Origin of the sequence: Microbacterium sp. zg-B185 (assembly GCF_030246885.1) — a bacterium.
Classification (GTDB): Bacteria; Actinomycetota; Actinomycetes; order Actinomycetales; family Microbacteriaceae; genus Microbacterium.
Window position 1 is genome coordinate 1,024,729 of record NZ_CP126739.1, and the last position, 14,905, is coordinate 1,039,633.

Sequence of the window (14,905 nt, forward strand, 5' to 3'; positions counted from 1 at the left end):
CTCGCCTCGGCGGGCACAGCCAGTGCGATGCGCTTCCGTCGCCCAGGTGCCAGCATGATGCACATGCCCGCCGATCCCGGAGCGCAGGACCACCGACGGCTGCATGCCGCCGCGGAGCCGGATGCCGTCGGCGCGGCGCTCGCCGCGCTGCGTGCCCGCGGGGAGCGCGTCACCGCACCGCGCCGCGCCGTGCTGGAGGCGCTGGCCCACCACGCGGAGCACCTGACCGCCGACGAGGTCGCCGCCCTGCTGGAGGACACCGACGTCCACCGCGCGACCGTCTACCGCACGCTGGAGCTGCTGGCGGCGACCGGCGTGGTCTCGCACCGGCACGTGCCCGGAGGTGCGGCGCGCTACCACCTGGCCGCCACCGGGGCCGGCCGCGAGCATCTGCACGGACACTGCCTCCGCTGCGGCGAGGTCGTCGTCCTGCCGCCGGACCCGCTGGACGGGGTGGGTCCGCGCGTCCTGGAGGGCGCCGGATTCCGGCTGGACGCGCGGCAGAGCACGCTGGTCGGACTGTGCGCCCGATGTGCCGGGTCGAGCATCGCGCCCGCGACGGACGCCGACGCCGCCCGGCCGTGACCCCGTCGCCGCTCCCTAGCTGCGTGAGGCCAGGATGCCGCGGCGATACGTGGTGGGCGTCATCCCCAGTCGCGTGGTGAACAGCGCCCGCATGTTGGCCAGTCGGGAGAACCCCGATGAGGAGGCCACGTCCGCGAGCGGTTTGGAGGGGTCCTCGCCGATCAGCCGCATCGCCGTGGACAGCCGATGCTGTGCGATGAGGGCGGCGACCCCGGCCTCGCCCGTCACCCGCCGGTAGAGCTGACGGCGGCTGAAGGCCAGTTCCCGCGCGATCGTGCCCACGTCGAACTCCGGATCCGGATGCCGGTCGGCGATCAACGCCCACACCCGATGCTCCACCTCGTCGCCATCCCCGGCGCCGATCATCGCGGGCCGCTGCTCACGCAGGATGCCGCGGACCATCGCGACGACCACGTCTTCGGTTGCCGCCGCCGAGTCCCCGCCGGCGGAGACCGCAGCCATGGAGAAGAGGACGCCCACCACCGCACGCGAGGCGCGGACCAAGGCGGTCTCGGCGAGCGGGACAGCAGCGGGCGTGATGGAATGCGGCGGAAGCATACGATCCGGCACGGCGACCGCGCGGAGATCTCCACGCATTCCGATCAGGGCATCCAGCGCGGTGTCCGCGCACACGATACGGGAGTGCGACGTGCCGTTCTCGCCGGCGTGGATCAGCACCGTGTAGCGTCGTTCGTCCTCCGCAGTCCGGCGAAGATCCGCGGGCAGGCAGATGCCGTTGACCGTCGTGAACAGCACGACATGGCCGAGACGCAGCTGCGCCATCCCCTGCCGCGGACCCGCTGCGGACCCGTGCGAGGGCGCGTTGAGTGCCCGTCGTCCTGCAATGTCTCGCATCCTGACTCCCTTCGCCCCCCGAATGGACGATGGCCGGTCCTGCGAGGACCGCGGTTTCCCGTGCAGCGCATGCGCGCCGACGCGACCTCGGGTTGATTGTGACCCGCGCATTCCGATCCGACCAGGGACCATGGTCCGGTGAAGACGGATTCGTGCCGTCTTCGCCGGGAGCCTGGTGAGGGCACCGAGCGCGGGGCTACATCGGCGGCACTGCGACACCGTCGCATCTCGGCAGACAGAGCGGAGTGGACTCGGATGCATGTTCCCGACGGATTCCTCACGCTGCCGACCTCGATCGGGACCGGAGTGGTCGCGGCCGCCGGGATCGCCCTGGCGTTGCCCCGGGCCCGCCGCGAGGGGACGGACGACCGCAAGGCGCCGATGGTCGGCATCGTCGCGACTGTCATCTTCGCGGCGCAGATGATCAACTTCCCCGTCGGGGTGGGGACAAGCGGCCACCTGATGGGCGGAGCGCTCGCCGCCGTCCTGGTCGGCCCGGCAACAGCGGTTCTGTGCCTCAGCGTGGTGCTGATCGTCCAGGCGCTGCTCTTCGCCGACGGCGGCATCACGGCGCTGGGCACCAACATCACGCTGATGGCTCTGGTCACCGTCCTCGTCGGCTGGTGGGTGTTCCGCGGGCTCATGCTCGTCCTGCCGGGGCGGCGTGCATCGGTGGTGGCTGCGGCGGCCGTGGGCGCCCGGGCGTCGGTCCCGGCGGCCGCCGCGGTCTTCGCCGGGCTGTTCGCCGTGGGGGGGAGCGTGGCGGTCCCGCCGGCAGCGGTGTTCGCCGGGATGCTCTCCTGGCACGCCGTGATCGGCCTGGGCGAGGCGGCGATCACCGCCCTGATCGTCTCGGCGGTCGTGGCCACGCGACCGGATCTCGTGTACGGCACGCGGTATGAGCGGCGATCCCGGCGCAGTCCCGGTCGTCCCGTGCGGGAGGTGCCGGCGTGACCGGGACGCGGCCGGGGACACGCCGCATCTCCACGACAGCGTTCACGATCGCAGCCCTGAGTGTCGCCCTGCTGATCGCCTGCGGGCTCAGCGTCTGGGCGTCGACACAGCCGGACGGACTGGAATTCGTCGCCGAGACGGTGGGATTCGACGCGGCCGCGCGGGAGAGCATGCTCAGCGGCAGCCCCCTGGCGGATTACGGGGTTGCCGCGATCGACCAGCCGTGGCTGTCTGTTGCGGTGGCCGGAGCCTGCGGATGCGCGCTGACCTTCGGCCTCGCGTGGCTGCTCGGCCGGCTCGCCTCGTCGCGGCGCGACCGGCCGTGATGCGCTCGGGAGAAGGCCGGACGGGCACGCCGCGGTCCGCGTGGCTGCACCGTGTCCCGCCGCGCACGTCGCTGCTGACGCTGGTCGGGTTCGCGGTGGTGGTGGTGGCCACGCCGCGGGAATGGTTCGCGGTGTTCGCGCTGTATGCCGTCGCGGTGGCGATGCTGCTCGTGGCCGCCCGTGTGCGCCCCGCGGTCGCGCTGCGGCGGCTGAGCATCGAGATCCCGTTCGTGGTGTTCGCCCTGCTCATGCCCTTCATCGCGACCGGGCCGCGCGTGGAAGTCCTCGGTGTCCCGCTCGCCGTGGAAGGGCTGTGGGGGGCCTGGGCGCTGCTGGCCAAGGCGACCTTGACGCTGCTGGCCGCGGTCGCGTTCACCGCGGTGACCGAGCCGCGGCGGATCGTCGGCGCCTTGGCGGCGCTGCGGATGCCGGCGCAGCTGACGGCCATCATCGGCTTCATGTTGCGCTACCTCGACGTGATCGGGGAGGAGTCGGCGCGGATGCGCGTCGCCCGCCAGTCGCGGGGATTCGCCAACCGCGGTCTGCGCGACTGGCGCACGCTCGGCCGCGGTGTCGGAGCGCTGTTCGTGCGCGCCCACGCCCGCGGCGAGCGCGTGCACCTGGCCATGCTGGCCCGCGGCTACAGCGACGGCACGGGATGAGCGCGGATCCGGCCGGACTCGCCTTCGACGGCGTGCGGTTCGCCTACCCGGGTGACGCGTCCGGCCGGGAGGTCCTGGCCGGCGTCAGCTTTCGCGTGTCCCCGGCAGAACGGGTCGCCGTTCTCGGGCCGAACGGTGCCGGCAAGACCACGCTGATGCTGCACCTGAACGGCACGCTGACGCCCACCGCCGGGACGGTCTCGATCGGCGGCGCGGTGGTGTCCCGGCAGAACGCCCGCGAGATCCGGCGCCGCGTCGGACTGGTCTTCCAGGATCCGGACGATCAGCTGTTCATGCCGACTGTCGGAGAGGACGTGGCGTTCGGTCCGGCCAATTACGGCATCCGCGGCGGTGAGCTGGAGAGTCGGGTGGCGATCGCGCTGGCGCAGGTCGGGCTGCACGGTGCGGAGCACCGCTATCCGCAGCGGCTCTCGCTGGTGAACGACGGCGCGCGGCGATCGCGACGATCCTGGCCATGGACGTCGAGGTCGTCGTCCTGGACGAGCCCACCTCCAACCTGGATCCGTCGGCCCGCCGCGCGTTGTCCGCGACCCTGTCCGACCTGGATTCCACGGTGCTGGTCGTCACGCACGACCTGCCGTTCGCCCTGGAGGTGTGCCCCCGCTCGGTCGTCCTCAACGGCGGGCGGATCGTGGCGGACGGACCCACCGCGGAGCTGCTCGGGGATGCCGCGCTGATGGCCGCGCACGGACTCGAGCTGCCGTGGGGCTTCGACCCGGCGGTCGCCGTGCGCCAGCGGGCGCAGCGCTGAACCGGCCACGCCGGTCCGCCGCGGCGCAGCCAACCGGGGTCGTCGCGGCACGGCGGCGCAGCGCATAATCTCGGCTCATGACACGCACGGCGCTGATCACCGGAGCAAGCTCCGGGCTGGGGGCCGAGTTCGCGCGCCGGCTGGCCGCACGCGGAGCGGACCTGGTGCTGGTCGCCCGCGACGCCGCGGCGCTGGAGGAGCTGGCCGCCGAACTGCGCGCCGCACATCGGGTGCGCTGCGAAGTGCTCGCGGCGGATCTGCTGGACGAGCTCCAGCTGGCCCGCGTCCGCGCGCGCGTCAGCGACCCGGCGCATCCGGTCGACCTGCTGGTCAACAACGCCGGGTTCGGACTGCCGCTCGCGTTCGAAGCCAACGACATCGACGACGAGCAGCGTCACCTGGACCTGCACGTGTCCGTACCGATGCACCTCATGCACGCCGCTCTGCCGGCGATGATCGCACGCGGAGGGGGCCGCATCATCAACGTCGCATCCGTCGCCGGGTTCACGCCCCGCTCCACCTATGGTGCGGTGAAGGGCTGGCTGATCAGCTTCAGCCGCTGGGCGAACGTGACGTATGCGCCGCGCGGGGTGAGCGTCACCGCCCTGTGCCCGGGATTCACCCACACGCGCTTCCACGAGCGGATGGGGCTGGCGCCGGGGCGGGAAGGCGTCGCGGACTGGATGTGGCTGGATGCCGCGACGGTGGTGCGCGCGGGCCTGCGCGATGCGGCCCGGGGCAAAGCGGTGTCGGTGCCTTCGCTGCGGTACAAGGCCCTCGTGGCACTGGCCCGAGTCCTCCCCGACCGCGTCGTGGTGGCCACCGCCTCGCGAGGCCGCTGAGCCGGGCCGCGCACGACGCCGCCGCGTCGCCGTTCGCCGACCGGGCCGCGGCCGGCGAACCGGTAGCCTGGGAGACATGACGCACTCGGGCAATCCCTTCGGACAGGTCCTCGTCGCGCTGGTCACGCCGATGACCGCGGACGGCGAAGTGGACTGGCCCGCCGTGGAGAAGCACATCGACGACGTCATCACGGCCGGAGCCGATGGCATCGTCGTGACGGGGACCACCGGCGAGACCTCCACCCTCACCGACGCCGAGAAGATCCGGCTGGTCGAGGTCGGCAAGGACGTCTCCGCCGGCCGCGCGAAGATCATCACCGGCGGCGGCTCCAACGAGACGGCGCATGCGATCGAGCTGTACAAGGCTAGCGAGAAGGTGGGCGCGGACGGCATCATGATCGTCACGCCGTACTACAACAAGCCGACCCAGGCCGGGATCCTCACGCACTTCCGCCTGGTCGCGGACGCGACCGACCTCCCGGTCATCCTGTACGACATCCCGGGTCGCACCGGTGTGCCCATCAAGTACGAGACGATCCTGCGGATCGCCAAGCACCCCAATGTGCTGGCGGTCAAGGACGCCAAGGGCGACTTCAGCGAGGTCAGCCGCGTGCTGAATCAAACCGACCTGATGTACTTCTCCGGCGACGACGCGAACATCCTGCCGCACCTGGCCATCGGCGCGACCGGCCTGATCGGGGTCACGGCGAACATCGCCGCCCAGCCGTACCGCGCGATCGTGGATGCCGTCAACCGAGGTGACCTGGCCGCCGCGACGGCAGCCCACATGCAGCTCGAGCCGCTCGTGCGCGCCGTGATGACCCACGTCCCCGGGACGGTCTCTGCCAAGTACATCCTGCACGGGCTGGGGCGGATCGGCAGTCCCCGCGTCCGTCTTCCCCTGGTCGGGCCGGAAGAGTGGGAAGCCGCCAAGATCGAGGACGAGCTCGCGCTGGTGCGCGACGTCCCCGGCGCGGACTTTTCCAACTTCCGCCCGGACCGCAACGCCGCCGCCGGCGGAGCGCTGCCGAAGGTTTCCGGAACAACAAGATGAATGCGGCACGCTGACCGCTGAGCGGGGCGTGCACGCGAGAGCGGATGCCACGGCATCCCCAGGAAGGTGACTGATGTCCAGCACCGTGTACGAACCGCCCGCCCTCGAAGCCGGGACGCTGCGGGTGACGCCGCTCGGCGGCCTCGGCGAGATCGGCCGCAACATGACCGTCTTCGAGTACGGCGGCAAGCTGCTGATCGTCGACTGCGGCGTGCTGTTCCCCGAGGAGCACCAGCCCGGGGTCGATCTGATCCTGCCGGACTTCGAGCCGATCAAGAGCCGGCTCGACGACGTGGTCGGAGTCGTGCTCACACACGGCCACGAGGACCACATCGGGGCCGTGCCCTACCTGCTCAAGCTGAAGCCGGACATCCCCCTGATCGGTTCCGGGCTGACGCTCGCGCTGATCGAGGCGAAGCTCAAGGAACACCGCATCAAGGCGTACACCCTGACGGTGGCCGAGGGACAGCACGAGCGGATCGGTCCGTTCGATCTGGAGTTCATCGCCGTCAACCACTCCATCCCGGACGCGCTCGCCGTGGCCATCCGCACCCCCGCCGGCATGGTGCTGGCCACGGGTGACTTCAAGATGGACCAACTGCCGCTGGACGGCCGCCTCACCGACCTGCGCGCGTTCGCGCGACTGGGCGAGGAGGGCGTGGACCTGTTCCTGGTGGACTCCACCAACGCCGATGTCCCGGGCTTCACCCCGCTCGAGCGCAGCATCGGACCCGTTCTGGACCAGGTCATCGCCAAGGCGCCGCGTCGGGTGATCGTCGCGAGCTTCTCCAGCCACGTCCACCGTGTCCAGCAGGTCCTGGATGCCGCGGCCGCCAACGGGCGGCGGGTGGCGCTGCTCGGCCGCAGCATGGTGCGCAACATGGGCATCGCGGAGGACCTCGGCTACCTGCATGTGCCCCCGGGCGTGTTCATCGACTACAAGAAGGCGCGCGACCTCCCCGACGATCAGATCGTCTACATGTCGACGGGCTCGCAGGGTGAGCCGATGGCGGTGCTCAGCCGCATGGCCAACAACGACCACGAGATCGAACCCGGTCCCGGTGACACGGTCATCCTCGCTTCCAGCCTCATCCCCGGCAACGAGAACGCCGTGTACCGCGTGATCGACGGACTGACCAAGCTCGGGGCGAACGTGGTGCACAAGGGCAACGCCAAGGTGCACGTCTCCGGGCATGCCGCCGCGGGGGAGCTGCTGTACTGCTACAACATCATCAAGCCGAAGAACGTCCTGCCCGTGCACGGCGAGTACCGGCACCTCATGGCGAATGCGCGGCTCGCGCAGGACACCGGAATCCCCGCGGAGCGGACCATCCTCGGCGAGAACGGGACCGTCATCGACCTCAAGGACGGCCACGCCCGTGTCGTGGGGCAGCTCGACATCGGTTTCGTCTACGTCGACGGCTCGACCGTGGGCGAGATCACCGAGGCGGACCTGAAGGACCGCCGGATCCTGGGCGAAGAGGGCTTCATCTCGGTCATCGTCGTGGTGGATGCCGCGACCGGCCGCATCATCACGGGACCGGAGATCCACGCGCGCGGGTTCGCTGAGGACGACACCGTCTTCGACGGCGTCAAGCCCAAGATCGCCGCCGCCTTGACCGAGGCCGCGCGATCGGGCGTCCGCGACCCGCGGGCGCTCTCGCAGGTCGTGCGCCGCACGATCGGACGCTGGGTCAACCAGCAGCTGCGCCGCCGGCCGATGATCATCCCGCTGGTGATCGAGGCCTGACCGGCCCTCGGGATGCCGGTACTATCGCGCGATGGCATCCTTCAGCGTCCGCCCGGCCGTTCAAGCCGACGGCGGCTTCCTCGGCGACATGGTCGTGGAGGCCGCCAACTGGCGACCCGGTGCGGCGCTTCCGAAGCACCAGGTGATCACCGCGCCCGAGCACAGCCGCTACCTCTCCGGCTGGCAGCGTCCCACTGACGTGGGGTTCGTCGCGCTCGATGCGACCGCCGCGCCCATCGGCGCTGCCTGGTACCGGCTGCTGCCGCGCAGCGAGCCGGGCTTCGGCTACGTCGGCACGGGCGTGCCTGAGCTGATCATCGGCGTCCGGCCGATCTGGCGTGCGCACGGGGTGGGCAGGGCGCTCCTGCAGTCCCTCACCGAGCGCGCCCGGGCGGACGGGTACGCGCGTCTGAGCCTGAGCGTGGAACGAGGCAACTTCGCCGTGACGCTCTACCGCAGCGAGGGTTTCGCCGTGACGCAGAGCGGGATCGGCCGCGACACGATGGTGAAGATCCTGCGCTGACCCCCGGCCGCGGGCGCGGAGGGTCCGGCCGCGTCGTTGCGGGCCTTTTCGACTCCCGCGACGTAGCGTGGAGGTCATGGCCAGGAGCACAAGCCCGACCAATAATGGTCGTGCGCCCGCGAACGCGTCTTCGTCGCGCGCCCGCAAACCGGCGCCGGCTCCCAAGCGGTACGTCGGCGAAACCGAGAAGCAGCCTCTTCTGATGCGCGCCTGGATGGGACTGGCCCACGCCACCGGCGGTCTGTTCCGGGCGTTCGGACCCGAGACGCTGGAGAAGGATCAGCGCCGGGATGGGCTGCCGTTCCTGATCGTGCTGTTCGCGATCGCCGGAGCCGTCAACGAGTGGTTCTTCATCGGCAGCGAGATCGCGCGCAACGTCAGTGCATTCACGGCCGGCGGCCTGGTCGGTCGGGTGGCGTTCGTGCTGCCCGTGCTGCTGCTCCTGCTCGCCGGCTGGCTGTTCCGGCATCCCGCGTCCGTCCACGACAACGGCCGCATCGGCATCGGATTCGCGCTGCTGGTGGTCACGGTGGCGGGCTTCTGCCATGTGGGCGGAGGCCGCCCGCAGCCGCGGGAAGGTCTGCCCGCGTTGAGCGACGCCGGGGGCGTCTTCGGATGGATGGTCGGCGAACCGCTCGCGCTCCTGATCACCGACATCGGCGCATGCGCCGTGCTGGGCGTGCTGACCGCCCTCAGCATCCTGATTTTGACCAAGACGCCGCCGAACCGGATCGGCCGGCGCCTCGGCGACCTGTACGCCTGGATGTTCGACGCCGAACGTCCGCAGCCGGTGGTCGCGGACTCCGTCGAGGCAGCCGCCGATGAGGATCCCTCGCTGCCCTGGTGGCGCCGGAACAAGACCGGTCGGGAGAAGGACGCCGACGGTGGGATCGGCTCGCAGGATCTGACCGAGCTGCTGAGCCCCGGCGCGAGCCAGGGCGGGTTCGAGCAGGCCGCCGTGACCATCCCCCCGCCGCCCGCTCCGTCCGAAGCGCTCACCGAGGTCATCGACCCGATCGCCCTGCTCGGCGGCCCACGCGGGGCGGCCAAGGCCGACACCGGCATCCGCGACGACGAGACCGCCAGCCCGCCCGAGGACGGCGTGCTGCCGGGGCTCTCCGGACTCGGCGGCGACAGTCCCCGGCTCGCGCCCTCTGCGTCGTACCGGCTCCCCTCCGTCGACGCGCTGGCGCTCGGCACACCGCACAAGACCCGGTCGGCCGCCAATGACTCGGTGGTGGCCGCGATCACGAGCGTGCTGCAGCAGTTCCAGGTGGATGCCCGGGTGACCGGGTTCTCGCGCGGACCCACGGTGACCCAGTACGAGATCGAGGTAGGGCACGGCGTCAAGGTCGAGCGCATCACCGCGCTGACCAACAACATCGCGTACGCCGTCGCATCCAACGAGGTGCGGATCCTGGCTCCGATCCCGGGGAAGAGCGCCATCGGCGTCGAGATCCCCAACGCGGACCGCGAGATCGTGACACTCGGGGACGTGCTCCGCTCGGCCGCCGCGCAGAAGGCCACGCATCCCATGACGATCGGCGTCGGCAAGGACGTGGGCGGCGGCTACGTGGTGGCCAACCTCGCGAAGATGCCCCACCTGCTCGTGGCCGGCTCGACCGGTTCGGGCAAGTCGAGCTTCGTCAACTCGATGATCACGAGCCTGCTGATGCAGGCCAAGCCGTCCGACGTGCGAATGGTGCTGATCGACCCGAAACGTGTCGAGCTGACCTCGTACGCGGGTGTGCCCCACCTGATCACGCCCATCATCACGAACCCCAAGAAGGCGGCCGAAGCGCTGCAGTGGGTCGTGAAGGAGATGGACATGCGGTACGACGACCTCGCGTCCTTCGGCTACCGTCACATCGACGATTTCAACCGCGCGGTCGTCGCCGGCGAGGTCGTGCTGCCGCCCGGGAGCGAGCGGGTCCTCAAGCCGTATCCGTACCTCCTGGTCGTCGTGGACGAGCTCGCCGACCTGATGATGGTCGCCCCCCGGGATGTCGAGGATTCCATCGTCCGCATCACGCAGCTCGCGCGCGCGTCCGGCATCCACCTCGTGCTGGCCACCCAGCGACCGTCGGTCGATGTCGTGACCGGGCTGATCAAGGCGAACGTGCCCTCGCGCCTGGCTTTCGCGGTGACCAGCGTCACCGACTCGCGCGTCATCCTCGATCAGCCCGGGGCGGACCGGCTGATCGGCCAGGGCGATGCGCTCTTCCTGCCGATGGGAACATCCAAGGCCATCCGGGTGCAGGGTGCGTGGGTCAGCGAGGCCGAGATCGAGCGGGTCGTCAAGCACGTCACCGCCCAGGCCCGGCCGGAGTACCGCGAGGTCGCCGTGGCGACCGAGAAGAAGGAGATCGACGCCGACATCGGCGACGACCTCGAGCTGCTGCTGGCGGCGACCGAGCTCATCGTGTCGACGCAGTTCGGCTCCACCTCGATGCTGCAGCGCAAGCTCCGCGTGGGTTTCGCGAAGGCCGGCCGCCTGATGGACCTGCTCGAATCCCGCGAGATCGTCGGCCCCTCCGAGGGCTCCAAGGCACGTGACGTGCTGGTCGCTGTCGAGCAGCTCCCGGAGGTGCTCGCCCGGCTCCGCGGCGACGACACGCCGGCGCGCGCCGTGGACCCCGTCGACGCGCAGTTCGAGGGACGCCCCGTGGTGGAAGCCGAGGGCGACGAGGATGCCTGGGGCCTGACGGGACGTGACTGACATGGCGGTACCGCGACAGCTGCCCAACGCGATCACGATCGTGCGCATCCTGTGCGCGCCGGTGTTCCTCTGGCTGCTGCTGGCCGACGACGGAGCCGACGGGGCGCTGCGATGGTGGGCGGCGGCGCTGTTCATCGTCGCGATCGCCACCGACGGCATCGACGGATACATCGCCCGCCGGTATGAGATCGTCACCGACCTCGGCAAACTCCTCGATCCGATCGCCGACAAGGTGCTCACCGGGTTCGCGTTCGTCGGGCTGTCCATCCTCGGCGAGCTGCCCTGGTGGATCACCATCGTCGTGCTGGTCCGCGAGGTCGGCATCACGGTGCACCGGCTGGTCGTCGCCAGCGACCACGTCGTCGCCGCCGCGTGGATGGGCAAGCTCAAGACGGTCGCTCAGGCGGTGGCGCTGGCTCTCGCGCTCCTGCCGCTGTGGACGCTGGTCGGCGAGTGGATCTTCTGGGTCAACGGAGCCGCGATGACGATCGCCGTTGCGCTGACAGTGGCCAGCGGCATCGACTACGTCCTCACCGAGCTGCGCGCGGCGCGTCGAGGTCGGAGCGCCGCGTGACGGACGCCGCGCCCGCGGCGGAGCACCGGCTGATCCAGCGCCTCGTTGCGCGCGGATGGAGCCTCGCCGTGGCCGAGTCGCTGACCGGCGGGTGGGTGACCTCATCCCTGGTGGCCGTCCCCGGGGCGTCGGCATGCCTCCGTGGCGGACTGGTCGCCTATGCCACGGACCTCAAGCACAGTCTGCTGGGCGTCGATGCCGACCTGCTCGCGGCCGAGGGTCCGGTCCACCCGGAGGTGGCGCGTCAGATGGCCCTCGGAGTGCGCGAACTGACCCGCCACGGCGGCGTCGGTGCGGATGTCGGGCTGGCCACGACGGGCGTCGCCGGTCCGGCGACGCAGGGCGGCCGGCCGGTAGGCACGGTGTACATCGCGGTCGCGACGCCGCTCACCGTTCGGGTGGAGGCGCTCGCGCTCGACGGGACGCGGGAGCGGATCCGCTCGCAGGCCACCCGCAGGGCGCTGGAGCTGGCCTTGGACGAGGTGCGGTGAGCTCAGTCCGGCGTGCGGGAACAGATCGTGTTTCGGGTCGGTTACATTCGGCGATTCCCACCCATTCCCCAGCCCACGGGATTAGATTGGCGTCATCCGGTGTTGTACCGTTATCCACCCGGATATGGCTCGAGCAGAAGTGAGGAGGGGGGCCCAGATGATTCTTGTACGTCAGGAGATCGGCGAAGTCCTTCGTGACTTCCGACAGCAGAAAGGCCGCACCCTCCGACAGGTCGCGAGCCGCGCAAGCGTGGCTCTGGGCTATCTGAGTGAGGTCGAGCGCGGTCAGAAGGAAGCGTCCAGCGAGATCCTCGCGTCGGTCGCCGAGGCCCTCGACGTCCCGATCTCGACGATCATGCGTGAGGTCGGAGACCGCATCTCCGTCATCGAGGGGATCCATTCCTTCCCCGACGTGGTGCCCGACGATCTGGTCGCCTCGGTCGACGCCGAGCTTTCCCTGCGCTGAGCAGCCGGCCGGGTGCAGGACCGCCCCTCGGGGGTGCTCGTCGAGCGCACCGAGACGGCTGAGACGACGGGGGAACCATGCGACGCAGTGAATTCGAGCGCGCCGTCCGGGACGAGTTCGGTCCGCAGGGCAGTGCCCTGGTCGCGGACCTTGTCCTGAGCGCGCTCGGCGACCGCACGGCCGCACAGGCTCTGGATGCCGGCATCCCGGCGCGCGATGTCTGGCTTGCGCTGTGCGCCGAGACGGACGTTCCACCCGAGCGGCGCTACGGCGTCGGGCGGCTCGAGGCGAAAGGGCGCTGACGCGGCACCGCGCATCGCGCGCGGATCGTGTCTGAGTAGGTGCGCTGCGCACGCTACTCGACAACCGATCCGCGCGGCGTGTCGTCGAATATGTGTTCGATTGCGACCTAGGCTTCTGCACAGAAGGTGTCGACGGCGGGTCTGTCCACACGACCGGGCGGCGCGATGACGGATGTCGGAGCCCACCCATAGCGTGAACCACGTCAGATGACACCACATGCCTTGTCGCAGCATCCTCTCCGAGCCCCGGTGGGGAGCGCGACAGCCTACAGGCGACGGAACGCGAGCATAAGGAGCACGCCATGCCCTCACCCGAAAACCGCGAGAAGGCCCTCGAATCGGCCCTCGCCCAGATCGACCGGCAGTTCGGGAAGGGCTCGGTCATGCGACTGGGCAGCGACGACCGCGCGCCCGTCGAAGTGATTCCGACCGGATCCATCGCCCTCGATGTCGCCCTCGGGGTGGGCGGGCTTCCGCGCGGACGCATCGTCGAGATCTACGGTCCGGAGTCGTCGGGAAAGACGACACTCACGCTCCACGCGATCGCCAACGTGCAGAAGCAGGGCGGCATCGCTGCGTTCATCGACGCTGAGCACGCCCTGGATCCCGAGTACGCGCAGAAGCTCGGCGTCGACATCGACCAGCTGCTGGTCTCGCAGCCGGACACGGGGGAGCAGGCACTGGAGATCGCCGACATGCTGATCCGTTCGGGGTCGATCGACCTGATCGTCATCGACTCCGTCGCCGCGCTCGTGCCGAAGGCCGAGATCGAGGGCGAGATGGGCGATTCGCACGTCGGTCTGCAGGCGCGCCTGATGTCTCAGGCTCTCCGCAAGCTCACCGGTGGCCTCAACACGACCAACACCACCATGATCTTCATCAACCAGCTGCGCGAGAAGATCGGCGTCTTCTTCGGCAGTCCGGAGACGACCGCCGGTGGCAAGGCACTGAAGTTCTACGCGTCGGTGCGGCTCGACATCCGCAGGATCGAGACGCTCAAGGACGGCACGGACGCCGTCGGAAACCGCACCCGCGTGAAGGTGGTCAAGAACAAGATGGCCCCGCCGTTCAAGCAGGCCGAGTTCGACATCCTCTACGGCACGGGCATTTCGCGCGAAGGCAGCCTGATCGACTTCGGCGTCGAGCACGAGATCGTCAAGAAGTCCGGCTCGTGGTACACCTACGACGGCGAGCAGCTCGGTCAGGGCAAGGAGAACGCCCGTAACTTCCTGCTCAAGAACGCGGATGTGGCGAACGAGATCGAGACGAGGATCAAGGTGAAGCTGGGCATCGGTCAGCCGAAGGTCGTCGAGGCGACCAGCGATGAGCTGGCAGCACGGCGCCCGGCCTGATGGTCTCCCGCGAAGGTGACGGGGGCGAACGACTCGCCCCCGTCACCTACCTGCCAGGTGCCGCGCCGACCGAAGCAGCGCCGGTGCGCTGGACGATCCCGCTCGAACCGATCGCCGGTGAGCACGATGATGCCGCCGAGCCGTCTGTCGATGGCGGAGACGAGGAACCCTCGGCCGGGGATGCTGAATCGCTCCTGACCCGGCGACTGCGCCGCAGTGCGCTCTCCGAGCGGGAAGCGCGCAGCTTCCTCGCGCAGCGCGGAGTCGAACCGGGCATCGTGGAGGCCACGATCGAACGCTTCACCGGTCTCGGCTGGATCGACGATGCCGTCCTGGCGGAGCAGCTGCTGTACGCCGGCACGAGTCGCAAAGGACAGGGGCGCCGCGCCATCGCGCAGACGCTCAGCACGCGGGGCATCGCCAGGGACGTGGCGGACGCTGCGCTTGCCGCGCTCCCCGACGACGACGACGAGCGCGCGCTGGAGTACGCGCGGAGCAAGGCCAACGGGCTGCGCAGCTATGACATGGACACCGCGACCCGGCGCTTGATGGGTCAGCTCGCCCGACGCGGATACTCCGGCTCGGTGGCAGCCAACGCCGTGCGCACCGCCCTCACCGAGCAGCGCGGCGGAGTCCAGTTCCGCTGACGGCCCCGGCGCGGCGGGCCGCGGCTACGGT

Annotated in this window: 17 protein-coding genes and 1 pseudogene; 17 read left to right on the forward strand and 1 reads right to left on the reverse strand. The window is 70.2% G+C overall.

The window, feature by feature from the left end; all coding sequences use genetic code 11:
- The first annotated feature begins 63 nt into the window (after nt 1–63).
- Entirely contained in the window at nt 64–585 is a 522-nt protein-coding gene (locus QNO12_RS04795) for a Fur family transcriptional regulator (protein ID WP_257502703.1), read from the forward strand.
- 15 nt (nt 586–600) lie between these two features.
- On the opposite strand, the gene QNO12_RS04800 is transcribed toward QNO12_RS04795, so the two are convergent.
- The gene (locus tag QNO12_RS04800) at nt 601–1,440 is read right to left on the reverse strand and encodes an AraC family transcriptional regulator (RefSeq protein ID WP_257502702.1); all 840 of its coding nucleotides are present in this window, start codon (nt 1,438–1,440) and stop codon (nt 601–603) included.
- A gap of 255 nt (nt 1,441–1,695) precedes the next feature.
- Between QNO12_RS04800 and QNO12_RS04805 the strand changes: the two genes are divergently transcribed.
- The 16 genes and pseudogenes from QNO12_RS04805 to QNO12_RS04880 all read left to right on the forward strand — a co-directional run bounded on the left by QNO12_RS04805 (nt 1,696) and on the right by QNO12_RS04880 (nt 14,874).
- Nucleotides 1,696–2,394: an energy-coupling factor ABC transporter permease gene (locus tag QNO12_RS04805; RefSeq protein ID WP_257502701.1), complete on the forward strand. Its 699-nt coding sequence runs from the start codon at nt 1,696–1,698 to the stop codon at nt 2,392–2,394.
- Nucleotides 2,391–2,720 (forward strand): PDGLE domain-containing protein, encoded by a 330-nt coding sequence (locus QNO12_RS04810; RefSeq protein ID WP_257502700.1) that lies wholly within the window; start codon nt 2,391–2,393, stop codon nt 2,718–2,720. Before QNO12_RS04805 ends, QNO12_RS04810 begins: the two co-directional genes overlap by 4 nt.
- A complete protein-coding gene (cbiQ, locus tag QNO12_RS04815) occupies nt 2,720–3,382 on the forward strand; it encodes a cobalt ECF transporter T component CbiQ (protein WP_257502699.1) in 663 nt (220 codons plus the stop codon). Before QNO12_RS04810 ends, cbiQ begins: the two co-directional genes overlap by 1 nt.
- Nucleotides 3,379–3,756, forward strand: a pseudogene (locus tag QNO12_RS04820) (energy-coupling factor ABC transporter ATP-binding protein); the annotation flags it as partial. The gene cbiQ and the pseudogene QNO12_RS04820, both read left to right, overlap by 4 nt.
- Nucleotides 3,757–3,857: 101 nt before the next feature.
- Entirely contained in the window at nt 3,858–4,154 is a 297-nt protein-coding gene (locus QNO12_RS04825; protein WP_257502981.1) for an ATP-binding cassette domain-containing protein, read from the forward strand.
- Nucleotides 4,155–4,231: 77 nt separating this feature from the next.
- A complete protein-coding gene (locus QNO12_RS04830; protein ID WP_257502698.1) occupies nt 4,232–4,996 on the forward strand; it encodes an SDR family NAD(P)-dependent oxidoreductase in 765 nt (254 codons plus the stop codon).
- A 76-nt stretch (nt 4,997–5,072) separates the two neighbouring features.
- Nucleotides 5,073–6,050, forward strand: coding sequence for a 4-hydroxy-tetrahydrodipicolinate synthase (gene dapA / locus QNO12_RS04835; protein ID WP_257502697.1), 978 nt, complete (start codon nt 5,073–5,075; stop codon nt 6,048–6,050).
- A 73-nt stretch (nt 6,051–6,123) separates the two neighbouring features.
- Complete coding sequence (locus QNO12_RS04840; protein ID WP_257502696.1) at nt 6,124–7,800, forward strand: ribonuclease J; 1,677 nt, start codon at nt 6,124–6,126, stop codon at nt 7,798–7,800.
- A gap of 31 nt (nt 7,801–7,831) precedes the next feature.
- Nucleotides 7,832–8,323 carry a GNAT family N-acetyltransferase gene (locus tag QNO12_RS04845; protein ID WP_257502695.1) on the forward strand — a complete coding sequence of 164 codons (492 nt, stop codon included), beginning with the start codon at nt 7,832–7,834 and terminating at the stop codon, nt 8,321–8,323.
- A gap of 76 nt (nt 8,324–8,399) precedes the next feature.
- Entirely contained in the window at nt 8,400–11,042 is a 2,643-nt protein-coding gene (locus tag QNO12_RS04850) for an FtsK/SpoIIIE family DNA translocase (RefSeq protein WP_257502694.1), read from the forward strand.
- Nucleotide 11,043: 1 nt separating this feature from the next.
- Entirely contained in the window at nt 11,044–11,616 is a 573-nt protein-coding gene (gene pgsA, locus QNO12_RS04855; protein WP_257502693.1) for a CDP-diacylglycerol--glycerol-3-phosphate 3-phosphatidyltransferase, read from the forward strand.
- On the forward strand, nt 11,613–12,107 hold the full coding sequence (locus tag QNO12_RS04860; protein WP_257502691.1) for a CinA family protein: 495 nt from the start codon (nt 11,613–11,615) through the stop codon (nt 12,105–12,107). The genes pgsA and QNO12_RS04860 overlap by 4 nt, the downstream gene beginning before the upstream one ends.
- 157 nt (nt 12,108–12,264) lie before the next feature.
- A complete protein-coding gene (locus tag QNO12_RS04865; RefSeq protein ID WP_257502690.1) occupies nt 12,265–12,573 on the forward strand; it encodes a helix-turn-helix domain-containing protein in 309 nt (102 codons plus the stop codon).
- A 77-nt stretch (nt 12,574–12,650) separates the two neighbouring features.
- Nucleotides 12,651–12,875 (forward strand): DUF3046 domain-containing protein, encoded by a 225-nt coding sequence (locus QNO12_RS04870; protein ID WP_257502689.1) that lies wholly within the window; start codon nt 12,651–12,653, stop codon nt 12,873–12,875.
- Nucleotides 12,876–13,177: 302 nt separating this feature from the next.
- Complete coding sequence (recA, locus tag QNO12_RS04875) at nt 13,178–14,227, forward strand: recombinase RecA (RefSeq protein ID WP_257502688.1); 1,050 nt, start codon at nt 13,178–13,180, stop codon at nt 14,225–14,227.
- Nucleotides 14,227–14,874, forward strand: a complete 648-nt coding sequence (locus tag QNO12_RS04880) for a regulatory protein RecX (protein WP_257502687.1) — start codon at nt 14,227–14,229, stop codon at nt 14,872–14,874. Before recA ends, QNO12_RS04880 begins: the two co-directional genes overlap by 1 nt.
- Nucleotides 14,875–14,905: the final 31 nt, after the last annotated feature.

What these genes read in the sequence shown, in the direction of transcription:
- QNO12_RS04795 (WP_257502703.1), top strand. Translation starts at nt 64, where the DNA reads ATGCCCGCCGATCCCGGAGCGCAGGACCACCGACGGCTGCATGCCGCC.
- QNO12_RS04800 (WP_257502702.1), bottom strand. Translation starts at nt 1,440, where the DNA reads ATGCGAGACATTGCAGGACGACGGGCACTCAACGCGCCCTCGCACGGG.
- QNO12_RS04805 (WP_257502701.1), top strand. Translation starts at nt 1,696, where the DNA reads ATGCATGTTCCCGACGGATTCCTCACGCTGCCGACCTCGATCGGGACC.
- cbiQ (WP_257502699.1), top strand. Translation starts at nt 2,720, where the DNA reads ATGCGCTCGGGAGAAGGCCGGACGGGCACGCCGCGGTCCGCGTGGCTG.
- QNO12_RS04825 (WP_257502981.1), top strand. Translation starts at nt 3,858, where the DNA reads ATGGACGTCGAGGTCGTCGTCCTGGACGAGCCCACCTCCAACCTGGAT.
- QNO12_RS04830 (WP_257502698.1), top strand. Translation starts at nt 4,232, where the DNA reads ATGACACGCACGGCGCTGATCACCGGAGCAAGCTCCGGGCTGGGGGCC.
- dapA (WP_257502697.1), top strand. Translation starts at nt 5,073, where the DNA reads ATGACGCACTCGGGCAATCCCTTCGGACAGGTCCTCGTCGCGCTGGTC.
- QNO12_RS04840 (WP_257502696.1), top strand. Translation starts at nt 6,124, where the DNA reads ATGTCCAGCACCGTGTACGAACCGCCCGCCCTCGAAGCCGGGACGCTG.
- QNO12_RS04845 (WP_257502695.1), top strand. Translation starts at nt 7,832, where the DNA reads ATGGCATCCTTCAGCGTCCGCCCGGCCGTTCAAGCCGACGGCGGCTTC.
- QNO12_RS04850 (WP_257502694.1), top strand. Translation starts at nt 8,400, where the DNA reads ATGGCCAGGAGCACAAGCCCGACCAATAATGGTCGTGCGCCCGCGAAC.
- pgsA (WP_257502693.1), top strand. Translation starts at nt 11,044, where the DNA reads ATGGCGGTACCGCGACAGCTGCCCAACGCGATCACGATCGTGCGCATC.
- QNO12_RS04865 (WP_257502690.1), top strand. Translation starts at nt 12,265, where the DNA reads ATGATTCTTGTACGTCAGGAGATCGGCGAAGTCCTTCGTGACTTCCGA.
- QNO12_RS04870 (WP_257502689.1), top strand. Translation starts at nt 12,651, where the DNA reads ATGCGACGCAGTGAATTCGAGCGCGCCGTCCGGGACGAGTTCGGTCCG.
- recA (WP_257502688.1), top strand. Translation starts at nt 13,178, where the DNA reads ATGCCCTCACCCGAAAACCGCGAGAAGGCCCTCGAATCGGCCCTCGCC.
- QNO12_RS04880 (WP_257502687.1), top strand. Translation starts at nt 14,227, where the DNA reads ATGGTCTCCCGCGAAGGTGACGGGGGCGAACGACTCGCCCCCGTCACC.